This window comes from Algoriphagus sp. 10J20-15, assembly GCF_055809615.1.
On record NZ_JBVVUG010000049.1, the window covers coordinates 59,166 to 70,272 of the forward strand.

General features: G+C 39.2%; 11 protein-coding genes. 5 read left to right on the forward strand and 6 right to left on the reverse strand.

Going from position 1 to position 11,107, the window contains the following annotated elements:
• Positions 1-551: 551 nt before the first annotated feature.
• From AC0L6R_RS24075 to AC0L6R_RS24085, 3 genes are all read left to right on the forward strand, one after another.
• Positions 552-899, forward strand: a complete 348-nt coding sequence (locus AC0L6R_RS24075; RefSeq protein ID WP_473273457.1) for a hypothetical protein — start codon at positions 552-554, stop codon at positions 897-899.
• A complete protein-coding gene (locus tag AC0L6R_RS24080) occupies positions 868-1,347 on the forward strand; it encodes a LytTR family DNA-binding domain-containing protein (RefSeq protein WP_473273458.1) in 480 nt (159 codons plus the stop codon). Before AC0L6R_RS24075 ends, AC0L6R_RS24080 begins: the two co-directional genes overlap by 32 nt.
• An 89-nt stretch (positions 1,348-1,436) precedes the next feature.
• Positions 1,437-2,681, forward strand: a complete 1,245-nt coding sequence (locus AC0L6R_RS24085) for a S41 family peptidase (RefSeq protein WP_473273459.1) — start codon at positions 1,437-1,439, stop codon at positions 2,679-2,681.
• Positions 2,682-3,143: 462 nt separating this feature from the next.
• Here AC0L6R_RS24085 and AC0L6R_RS24090 read toward each other — a convergent pair whose 3' ends face one another.
• On the reverse strand, positions 3,144-4,055 hold the full coding sequence (locus AC0L6R_RS24090) for a toll/interleukin-1 receptor domain-containing protein (RefSeq protein ID WP_473273460.1): 912 nt from the start codon (positions 4,053-4,055) through the stop codon (positions 3,144-3,146).
• Between the two features lie 204 nt (positions 4,056-4,259).
• Between AC0L6R_RS24090 and AC0L6R_RS24095 the strand changes: the two genes are divergently transcribed.
• Positions 4,260-4,709, forward strand: a complete 450-nt coding sequence (locus tag AC0L6R_RS24095; protein ID WP_473273461.1) for a KTSC domain-containing protein — start codon at positions 4,260-4,262, stop codon at positions 4,707-4,709.
• Between the two features lie 194 nt (positions 4,710-4,903).
• On the opposite strand, the gene AC0L6R_RS24100 is transcribed toward AC0L6R_RS24095, so the two are convergent.
• Positions 4,904-5,635, reverse strand: a complete 732-nt coding sequence (locus tag AC0L6R_RS24100) for a DUF3667 domain-containing protein (RefSeq protein ID WP_473273462.1) — start codon at positions 5,633-5,635, stop codon at positions 4,904-4,906.
• A gap of 553 nt (positions 5,636-6,188) precedes the next feature.
• On the opposite strand from AC0L6R_RS24100, the gene AC0L6R_RS24105 reads away from it, so the two are divergent.
• A complete protein-coding gene (locus tag AC0L6R_RS24105; protein WP_283413906.1) occupies positions 6,189-6,647 on the forward strand; it encodes a COG2426 family protein in 459 nt (152 codons plus the stop codon).
• 270 nt (positions 6,648-6,917) lie between these two features.
• Here AC0L6R_RS24105 and AC0L6R_RS24110 read toward each other — a convergent pair whose 3' ends face one another.
• From AC0L6R_RS24110 to AC0L6R_RS24125, 4 genes are all read right to left on the reverse strand, one after another.
• Positions 6,918-7,616: a sugar phosphate isomerase/epimerase family protein gene (locus tag AC0L6R_RS24110; RefSeq protein ID WP_473273463.1), complete on the reverse strand. Its 699-nt coding sequence runs from the start codon at positions 7,614-7,616 to the stop codon at positions 6,918-6,920.
• A 737-nt stretch (positions 7,617-8,353) separates the two neighbouring features.
• Complete coding sequence (locus AC0L6R_RS24115) at positions 8,354-9,223, reverse strand: SDR family oxidoreductase (protein ID WP_473273464.1); 870 nt, start codon at positions 9,221-9,223, stop codon at positions 8,354-8,356.
• A gap of 26 nt (positions 9,224-9,249) precedes the next feature.
• A complete protein-coding gene (locus AC0L6R_RS24120; RefSeq protein ID WP_283413909.1) occupies positions 9,250-9,654 on the reverse strand; it encodes a DoxX family protein in 405 nt (134 codons plus the stop codon).
• Between the two features lie 75 nt (positions 9,655-9,729).
• A complete protein-coding gene (locus tag AC0L6R_RS24125) occupies positions 9,730-10,248 on the reverse strand; it encodes a Crp/Fnr family transcriptional regulator (RefSeq protein WP_283413910.1) in 519 nt (172 codons plus the stop codon).
• Between the last annotated feature and the right edge of the window lie 859 nt (positions 10,249-11,107).

An 11,107-nucleotide genomic window follows, 5' to 3' on the forward strand; every position in this document is an offset into this window, starting at 1 on the left:
AAAGTAGATTTAAGCTTACCGTAATAACTAAGGGCGTTTTCTGTACCATGTTTTGGGAGATCAGTTAGTTGAGTCAGTTCAACTTCCTAATTCTCTCTGATTTAGCGCGGACGAATATCTTCAGATAACTTCCAATTGCAATACCTTTTTTTATGTTTTTTACTGGAAATTTCTGGGTTCTCATCAAGGAGCCTCAGGATTAAAAAATCGGATTAAACTTAAATATTGGCAAAAATCTAAGTTAGTAAATATGTATAGCCGCTTTTGTGCCAGTATGGGGTCTAAAGCAAAAAGGATATCTAAAACTTAAGAATTGAGGCCGCTTTGGTCATGAGGCATCGGTCTTCCTGCCAGAAAAGCAAAGAATCGAAAGTGACTGGAATCTTTGAGAACAATTATATAAGTAAATCATTGCACTTTCATGAGGCCATCGAACAGCCTTCTCTTTCTAATAACAAGCTGAACACACCCAGACAGACAGATAAATTTCAAATCAAGTTTGCAGTTTTGGAGTCAGTTTTTGAAATAGTATTGTAGCTTAAAGAAAAAAGTTGAAAAATACCTACCCTTTCGACCCATTCATCAAACATCACCTGATTATCGCTCTAGGTCTGGCAATCTGGATATTTATTTTCTTGTTTTTCACAGAGCCCCTTGACGTAGGACAGCTTCCTGAAGTCGATAAACTGAAGTTTCTGCCGATTTATGGGTTGTTCGGGGCGGTAGGGTATTTACTTTGTCTTCCTATTCAATCATGGCTAGCCAGAAAAGAGAGGGAGGTGGCATCTTCGCTCAGAGTTAATTTTTATGGTCACGTTGATTTTGATCGGGTTTGTCACTACATAGTTGGTTTATTTTTATATCGTGATGGATGCAAATCCTTACGCCTACACCATTGACTATTTTGCGAAAGCTATCTATCTGCCGGCAGCATTGACAGTATTTCCCATTCTGGCAATCGGTCGCTGGTCTTGTGGGAAATACAAAGAGAAACAACTGGAAAAGGATAAAATAGAGATTCGTGGAGTGGGCAATTTTGAAGGACTGCGACTGCAAAGGGAGGATTTGATTTACATACAATCTTCCGATAATTACGTAGAGGTTTTTTTCAAAGAGGGTGAAAATTTAAAAACACAATTGATCCGGAATAAACTTTCTACCATAGAGGAACAACTCCCAGAACTGATCCGAACGCATCGCTCTTTTTTGATCAATCCAGCTCATTTTAATCAATGGAAAACTGGCAATAGGAAATTGTTTATCCGGCTAAGTGAAGGGATAGAAGTGCCCGTCTCCAAGACTTACTTGGAGTCCTTGAAAGCTGCGGTAAATTTCACCACAGAATAGCGCACTTTCGCCACAATCCCTGTTTATTGTCTTCAGAGGTAGATTTGAGTTTGTATGTTTGAATCAGTCAAACACATAATTCAATCTCTATGAAAAAGGTATTCATCTTAATGCTGCTGCTTAATTTCAACTTAAAGTTGGCAGCACAACCCAATTGCGATTGCGCATCCGAACTGGATTTTGTATATGAGCAAGTCCAGACAACCGCTTCATTCAAGGACCAGATCAGAGGCGAGAAGAAGGCGAAATTCGAGGAAAATTACTTAAGCTTAAGAGCTCAGATGAATGAGGAGCTGAGTAAATTGGATTGCTTTTGGGCACTGAATCAACTGACGTACATGGTGCAGGATAAGCATGTTGCGCTCACTGAGAATCCCTTGGGGCTATCTGAGAAAAGTCTTCAGGATTCTAGTTTCTTAGCAGGATATAGAGACAGTCATCCGTTTAAAAATTTCCCTAAGACCGACAGAAATGTGGCCAATTTGGCAAAAAGTCTGGAAGGTAAAAGACTGGATGAGGTAGAAGGAATTTATAAAATTGGCAGCAAGCTAAAGATGGGAGTGTATCGCGTTACTCCAGACAGTTTGGTGGGGGTGATTCTATCATCGCAAGTTGAAATCTGGGAGCCGGGTCAAATCTTCGCTTACCTCAAGCACTCCAACATCGAGTCACATTACGACATCATCCACTATGGAACGAGCCAGAAAAACCTCAAATTCTCAAAAGCTCAATTCTTTGACCATGGGATGCTATTCCCTTCTGTGTTGAAGGAAGACCTTGAAAGCAACTATGCATGGATAGATAAGCCGGAGGAGGAAGCATATCAACTTTCCCACTTGACGGATGATGTTCAGTACGTTTGGCTTAATAGTTTTAACCGAGTAACAAAGCCAGCAGAACGGGATGCGCTTATCGCCGAGATCCCGAGAGGCCTTACCGCAAAGAATCTGATCATTGACCTCAGAAACAATGGGGGTGGAGCGGACAAAATTTCGCTTCCAATACTTAAGGAACTGAAAAAGAAGAAGGTTAACATCTATGTGCTCACCAATTTTTTTACTGGATCCAATGCTGAAATGACTACCGTACGTCTGAAGGATGATTTTGATGCCATTCAACTCGGACAGAGGACTTATGGTGCCATTAGCTACGGGTCAAATTATGGTAAAAGCTATAATTCGCCTTCTGGTCTTTTTAATTTTTATCCTACCGATATGCGTCAGCGAGAATTTATCGCCTATGAAGAGGTGGGAGTGCAGCCGGACGTTAAGCTGAATCAGGAATCGGATTGGGTGAGGCAGACGGTAGCATACATCCAGTCGATAAATGACTAAGCGCCAATTGATTTTCACAAGTGAAAAAGGGTTGAAGTGTTTGACGACGAGTTAATCCTAGAAAAGGCTGTCCTTCGGGACGGTCTTTTTGCTCTTTCGTTGATTCCAGTTAAAAAACAGAACATGCGAAAACGTAAGGACTTTATACCCATAAGTTGAACGTGGACCAGGACTAGTTGTAGTTTATAACTACAACTTTATTTCTTTCCGAATTTGTAAATCGTTTGATTCGAATTATTTTCTTTAGATGGGTGTAGTTGCAAACTCACCCAGTGCTATCACTATCTGACTACACCCAGAAGGGGCGATGAAGGTTGTAAAGTGTTCTTTACTTCAATATTCGACCTTCATTATTCATCATTCGATAGTTTCTACTCCCATTTCGTACCTCGTATTTCAAATTACCCTGCCTCTCGTATTTCGACAATCGCATTTCCAAAATCCCACTTCCAAACTTCCCCCTCACCCAATATACTCTCTCAATTCTCCTTCTATCCCCACAGGAAAGCCTTTTTTCTCTTCTACGCCCACGTAGACCAAACAGCTGGAAGGAGTGCTTTCAGAGATGCCTTTGAACTTTGCGAGCCATAATTCTAAGTGGGCTTTCAGTTCTTTGAGCCTAGGGATATCAGAAAGGAGCGCTCGGTTTTGCTTGAGTAGATCCAAAGCAGATTGATTGTATTCCGCTAAAACATTGGAGGTGTAAGCCCGAATCGTACGATGAAGAATGAGTTCATCTGCTGTCATCTGATCAAAATACTCATGAAAAAATTCCTCGTATTGAAGGCGCTTGGTATTTGGTATTCGGTTTTTGAGCTTTTGGGCAAGTTTGTTTCGGAGTTTTACCTGAGCTTGGAAAGTAGTCCAGGCAGTATCCAGAATTTCCAATAAACTTTCAGCGACTTCTTTAGATGAAAGACCTGTATGCTTCTGAGAGGGTGCTTCTGATCCTGGAAACTCAGCCTTACTCCAATCAAATGGGTTTTCTTTGGCTACAGCATCCAAGATCAATCGCTTGGAAGTTTCCTGATCCTTGCCCACCACATCCACATAGACAATAGATCGCAGCATTTTTGGTACTTCGCCAGGTTTCACCTTGATAGGAATAATGGCCCGGTTTACGCCAGTTGGGTCGGAGTGAAATGCCGCGCCCCACTCGGGCATAGTGAAAATAGATGCAAAATAGGCAGCAGAATATACGGCTATCGTTTTATTGGCTTCTGTAGCTTTGAGCATTTCAAACACGAAATTGGAACCCGGCCGAAAGTCCTTTGCCTGCAAAACAGTGGTGTAGCCAGCCTCTTCGAGGATTTTGCTGATCCAAATAGCCCACTGAACATCATTTGCAGTATAGCTTATGAAAAAATCTTTCATGGTCTGTTAGTTAAAAGTCTGATATTCTGTTAATCGCCTTTGCGAGCATTTGAATAAATATAGGAATTTAAGGTTTGAGTTTTTTAAGGTTGTGCGATTCAAAGTTTAGCGTAGTAAAAATGGAGTTGCTATATAAAGGCAAGACTAAGTAGCAATTACCGTCAAATAAAAACCTACTTTTGCGGCCGCAAAGAAAAAACACGAATGAAACGCATCAACGAATACAAGAAGCTCTTTGGAGTAGAAAAAGAAATCAATTTGGCAACTCTTAAGAAGACTTACCGCAACTTGGTGAAGGAGTGGCATCCTGACAAATTCCAAGATGGCGATGCGATGAAAGTGGAGGCGGAGCTTCAAAGTAGAAGGATTATAGATGGGTATCATTTTTTAGTGAGTATTGCTCCAGAGACCCATACAGCTAACTTAGATGCATACACAGAGACGATCAATGTTGCGGGAATTGCTGATTATCATCACAAGGGTATGGTATTGGAAATCACGTTTGTGGATGGGAATACTTATGAATACTTTGGTGTGACGCCACAGGTTTTTCAAAAAATGATCAATAGCGACAAAATCAACCGCTTTGCCAAGCGTGCTATCTACCCAAATTATACCTATAGAAAGTCTAAGAAGAGCTCGGAGCAGGAGTAGGAGTTGTGAGTTGTTGGTAGTAAGGGTGCAAAATGGGGAGAAGGAGGTTGGAAAGTAGTAGATAGAAGATTTGAAGTTGGATGTTATTGATTCAGTCCTAAAGTGCCTTTAGATGGGTATAGATTGAGAAGGCGCATCGATCTCCTTTGTATTGTATAATTGGCAGAAAGTTTAGAAAGTGGGTCCAGCTTTTTTTACTTCAAATAATCAATCAAGAAGCCAATCACTACTACTGTTATTGAAAAAGTTAAGAAGCCAAGGAGGTAGGCGAAAAATGCTTTTAAATAGTTGAAGATCTTCTTTTTATCGAAAAATTGTCCTATGGCCCAAGCAATGTATACTATTCCTATTAACATGCCTTTGTCGATTATTCTTAGACCGCTTAGACCATCAATTATTCCAAAAAAGGCAAAGAAGAGCATTCCCATTCCCATTGTAAAACAGAGCAGAATGAGGATTTCAAAATAGTTGTAACCGTATTTTCTAAAGAAAATCTTGATCCATAGCGCGATAAATAAGGCCATGACAATATTGGCGTAACCGTAGTTATTTGACACCCACTCAAAGATCTGTGAATTGGTAGAATCGTCCGCCTGTGAATAGTTCACATAGCCATCTTCAAAATTTAATAACTGTTGGAACAGGGTGTAGATCAATGAACAGACTATTATAAAGACAATAGGTTTTACGATTCGGTTTCTATCCTCCAGGATAAATTCCTGAACTGTTTTACCCGGTCGCAAGAGCAGTTCTTTAACTGTATATAAAATACCTTTATCAAAATTGAGAACACTTCCGATCTCATTGAACACGTATTTTCTATCAATCCTTTTTAGCTCTACAGGTGCGCCACAGTAAAAACAATAACTACCACTTAGCTTGGTTTCGCACTTTTTGCAATACCCTAGACTATTTTGATCCTGCATGCAGTTTTGTCTTAAACTATATAAATGATTGATACTTCCAGTTCCCTAAAATATATAAATAGTGGTTCAAATAAAATCTCTTTGGGGGGTATAAGGTTGGGAAGTAGCGAGTTGTTGGATGTTAAGCGGGGAGAAAGTTCCATGTCCTTAAGCTGAATTTCCTGCTTTAATTTCTCAGTCTTTAGCTTTAGAAATTGAGTTTGAGTATTCTTAAGTTCCTTGCCCTTTTCCTGAATCACCTGAGTGGAGGCAAATTTGATCAATTTTTCCTTCTTGTTGTACCTTTCAATAAATCAGATAGGTGGTCAATATCAACAGCAGCAAATAGACAAAGAAGCTGCTTTCAATCGGAAGCAGCTTATTTGAATTTTAATTGCCAGGTAAACGAATCGGTATAGTGGGTACTGGCAAAGTTCATGGGATAGTTCAAGATATTTGAAAAAATGGAATCCTTTTAACAGAAAGGTCGTTTTAACATTGCGATGATTTGCTTGCTTGCTAAGCGGTAGCAGATAGGAAAATCATTATTTTTGCAGCACCTAATCACCACTACATGTTCTTGGAAATAATTATCGCCATGCTTTGGAGCATTTCTCCATTTGGAGAGGCGAAACTAGGTATTCCTTACGCGTTACTAAATGATATAAATATCTATTTAGCTTTTGCACTTTGCTTTGTTGCAAATGTGTTGGTATTCCCTGTTATGTCATTTTTTTTGGACGTAGTCAATCGTTATTTCTTGCGATGGTATCATTACAAGAAGGCGGCAATTTTTGTAGGGCGGAGAGCAAAAGCGGGTGCTGGTAAAAATGTCCAAAAATATGGGTTTTGGGGTCTTATGTTTTTTGTTTTGCTTCCAATTCCGGGCACTGGAGTCTATGCCGGTACTATCGCAGGTTATCTTTTCGGGATGGATAAGAAAAAGGCTTTTTTGGCAAATACCATAGGTATTTTTATCTCCTGTGTTATTGTGTGGGTGACTACTGTTATAGCTATCGGAGGGTTTAAATAATTTCAATTGGTAAGCATAGGAAACCGTATTTGTTGCCAACAATTTTAGTGGATTACATTTGGTGCAGGGTGTTTGAACTACCCTCAGTGCGGTAAATTTATACTACAGATCCTGCCCTTGGCACTCTGAGCTCGTTGACTCATTTTCTTTCACCCAGAATTGCATTCTCGTCTTCTACATGGTTCGCCTTTGGCAAGATTAGAAATCCCAATTAAAAAAGGCTGAACCCCTTAGAATTCAGCCTTTTTGCTATTAAGATTACTTCAAAATCTATTCTTTAGTCGTTTCAATCACTCCCCGAAAATACCCTATGGATTCGGCAATCCCCATAAATGGATTGTTCTGATTCCTCTCATGCTCCAGACTGCATACGCCGGTGTAACCAACTTTTCTGATCATTCTTACCATTGCAGGAAAGTCGATGACCCCACGTCCTACTTCGAGTGAATATCCCTCTTTGGTAGGGGCTGTCACGTCTTTAATGTGCATGTCGAATACGCGGGTGTGGTATTTTTCCATATCGGCTACTGGGTCCTTTCCATTTCTTGTGTCGTGGCCAATGTCCAGACACATGCCAATTCTAGGATCTAGATCTTTGGTGTGGTTCCAAACATCGTCGGCATCCTGATAGATTTTAATATCCGGCCCGTGCAAATGAATGGCGAATTTGAAATCATACTCCTTCACCTTTTTATCAACGTAAGGAAGCAGCTCCACATTGGGAACGCCCACGATCAGTTTTACCCCAACTCTTTTTGCATAATCAAATGCCTTATCGATTTCGGCCTCAGATTTCATGTAGATGGGACCAACAGCGTAACCTGTGATATCATTGGCTTTCAGTTTTTCATGAAAAGCAGCAATTTCATCATCAGTACTTGTCATTGGCAAATGAAAATCCTTGATGCAGAGATAATGAACATCCAAGGCTTTCAATGTTTCGAGTGTCTTGTCCAAGTCAAATTTCACAAAGGTGTAGCCTGCAATTCCAACTTTGAATGTTTCGCCTGTTTCAGGCGGTAGCTGTGGTGTCAGGTCTGCTATCCTGTGCTTTGCAAACCATCAGGGAGAAGGCGAGTAAAAGAGTTAATAGAGTTGATTTCATGTAAATTATTTTAGGAATTATTATTAGCCAATTTAGCAAATGCATAGCAAAGAGCGGTCTTGAGTTTTGCCAATACTACGGAATCGTTTGTTTTGGTTAGGGCGAGTGCGGATGGGTGGAAGGTGAAAAAGGTTGGGAATAACTATAATCTACCCCCAGTCCTTTTGGATGAATAGATATGGCCCGTCCCACTGGGACTTTGCCAGATGATAGTGCTATCAATTTTTCCAGAGGTTGAAACCGTCCCGATGGGACTGATAAATGATATTTTGTGGAATTAATGCCTTTTGGCATGACAGATCTTTTAGCCGGCCATTTCAATAGCTGTTAAAAAAAATCAAATAGTTGGCAAAATGTCATAGGTATGGCCGATATCAATTCTGCACCATTCACAAATATCAGTGAGAGAGAAAGAACCAGAAGATTACCTGTATTCCAGTGTTAGGAATCCCGCCACGGCCAGGTACTCTGGATTGAAAGGTTTGATTGAGGTGGACTATGGTTCTATTCAAAACAAAAAAATGTACTTAGTTTAAAACAATAACGGTTTGAGTTAATACCCAAACCGTTATAATGTTTTATGGTTGACTGTTCGACCTTTTTAGGAAGCATACACTTTGGTCAAAAATTCCTTCGCTGTGGTAGGTTTCCTTCCCAGGATTTTTTCTAAATCCGAATTTTCAACTGTGAATTCTCCTTGTTTGATAGCTGCCGAAAATCCTGCAAACATCCCTATATATTCTGAGGGAACATTTGCTTTAGTTAAGGTTTCCACATAGACCTCTTGGCTCGGACTGTGGTATGGGATCTCTTTTCCAACGACTTCACTTATGATTTCAGCCATTTCCGGAATAGATACATTTTCGCTGTTGCTAAAATCGTAAGTTTTGTTTTCGTGCCCTTCGGTCATTAAAATATTAGCGGTAGCTTCTGCCATATCCACTCTTAGTGCAAAGGCAGCTTTGGTGTCTCCTGCTGGTAAAAATATACCTGATTCCACTACTTTATCACCAAAAAACATAGGTAGCATATCCATATACAAACTGTTTCTCAAAATTGTATAGTCTAATCCGCTACTTTTTAAACAATTTTCGGTAGCAATATGAGTGGCAGAAACAAAAGTGATAGGAGATGTTTCAGTTTCGTTTTTACGCTCAAAACTCGTGTAGATGATGTGGTTGACACCAGCCTCTTTCGCAGCATTCACGGCGTTTTGATGTTGCTTGTCGCGGTTTACCATGTCAGAACCTGAAATCAGAAGTAATTTGTCAATGCCTTCAAAAGCCTCAACTAATTGTGTGTAATTGTCATAATCACCGACTCTGACAGCAATTCCTTTTTCTTTTAAACCGGAAGCCTTTTCTTCATTCCTTACTAATGCAACGATGTTTGAGGAAGAGAAACCTTTTTGAAGTAAGAAATCGATGGTTGATTTACCGTAATTTCCTGTTGCGCCTGTTATTAAAACCATAATGAATTTGTTTTGATTAAACTGTCTTATTTGGAAGTGATAGCGGCTTTCTTCGTTCTGCCCCAAGCTACAAAAACAGCAAGTGCAAGGAAGAATATGTTCATGCCGATAAGTGATGCTTCGCCTCTGGATATATGAAAAATGCTGGCAGCTATCATTAATACAATGACTCCGTAGGCTGCAAAAACGGTAAGTTTTGGCTGTATTCTTAAAGCCGCCGGTAAAACGATACCTATGCCACCAAGTAAATCAATGATACCCGTGAATTTTAATAATCCAGGATTATCAAGTGCCCAAGGCAACATTTCGGCGGTTTGTTCAATTGGTTGAAATAATTTGGTGAAACCTGCCCAAATTAAGGTTAGAGAAATTAACCCTTGAGCTACCCATAAAGCAATGGTTAGCCCTTTTGATTTTGCTGTTGTTGTCATTTTTATCTTTTAATTGTTTTTACACAACAAAGGTGGGTACAATAAAAAAGATAAAAATTAAGGTATCTTAAGAAATCACTTTTGGGCTAATTTTCGTCTGACATCGCTTAAATATTCGGGCGTCATTCCTAGATAGGAAGCAATTAGTTTAAGTGGAAGTCTTTGAATCAGTGTGGGGTAGGTTTCTATGAAATCCATATACCGCTCTTCGGCGGTGGCACTTAATAAGTTAATTAAGCGCTTATTGGTTGTAATTAAATTATTGACTAGTTTTTTATTTTGTTCAAGCAAATCACCATGATCCAACTGACTTATATCGTTGTAAGTTGAGGAAGTAAGAAATGCCACCTCACTGTCTTCAATCGCATCTATGAATATATTGGAAGGCTTTTGGTTCATGAAACTGTCCATATCGGTCATTATCCAGTCCTCAGAGGCAAAGTGTAGAATGTGTTCTTTTCCTGATTTATCGATTACATAGCTTTTTAAACAACCTTTAATTACCTTATAAACGGATCTGCAAGAATCTCCTTTGGACAGGAGAATTGTTCCTTTAGGTATTTTTTTAGTCTGTAAATTGTCAAATAGCTTCATTTATAATGATATTATTTAAAATGTTGGCTTATGCTTGAAAGCCAATTTTCTTATCACCAAATCCGATTGGCTTATTGCGATTATCCCCATATAGACCAATGGCATTTTGGTTGTTTCGAAAGCCAAATTAAGAATTTCGACCATGATTATCTTCGGGTTTTGGGTAGTTCCAGAATTATTTTTGTTTTTAATCCCAGGAATTCGGGGTCCCAATTACTAGGATTTTATTTATCGTCCAATTTCTGGAATGAAGATTTGTGTTGCAATGACTCATGAAAAAGCTGAAAGACCAGAGTCGTGATCCTGATAAGGTTTCTTTTCCAGGTAGGAATATTTATTGATGTTAATACTGCATAATGATTTGGGCGGAGGTACAAACTATAGTCAGACCAGTGCTAAAAAGTGGATTGTTAATCAATTTTCAATGTTTTGAAATTTCAGCAAAATATGTTTTTTTGAGTTAACAGTTAAAGTGTCCGATCCGGAGTTTTTTTGAAGTTCATTCCCTATTATAAAGTTCCCTTGGAGTTCATCTCCCATAGATGGAGCCGAAATTATTTGGTTCGTCAAAACGATTAAATAGTCTCCGTGATTATATAAACTGAAAAGGACTCTTCCTTTGATTTCCGTATCGCGTTGGAGTTGAGTTCCGGTTATAAAAAGGACCATGATAAGAATGAAGATCCCTACAAAAGTAATCATGATGACTCTACTTCCGCGCCTTTTAATCTTCTCCTTCCTTTCTTCAGTTTCTTGATTTAGATACATTCTACTCGAAAAGATTAGATAGTGATATTAATTAAGGAGAGCTTGCAATTTCTCCCAAATATAAAGATCAATTGCAAATTGATAAGGATAG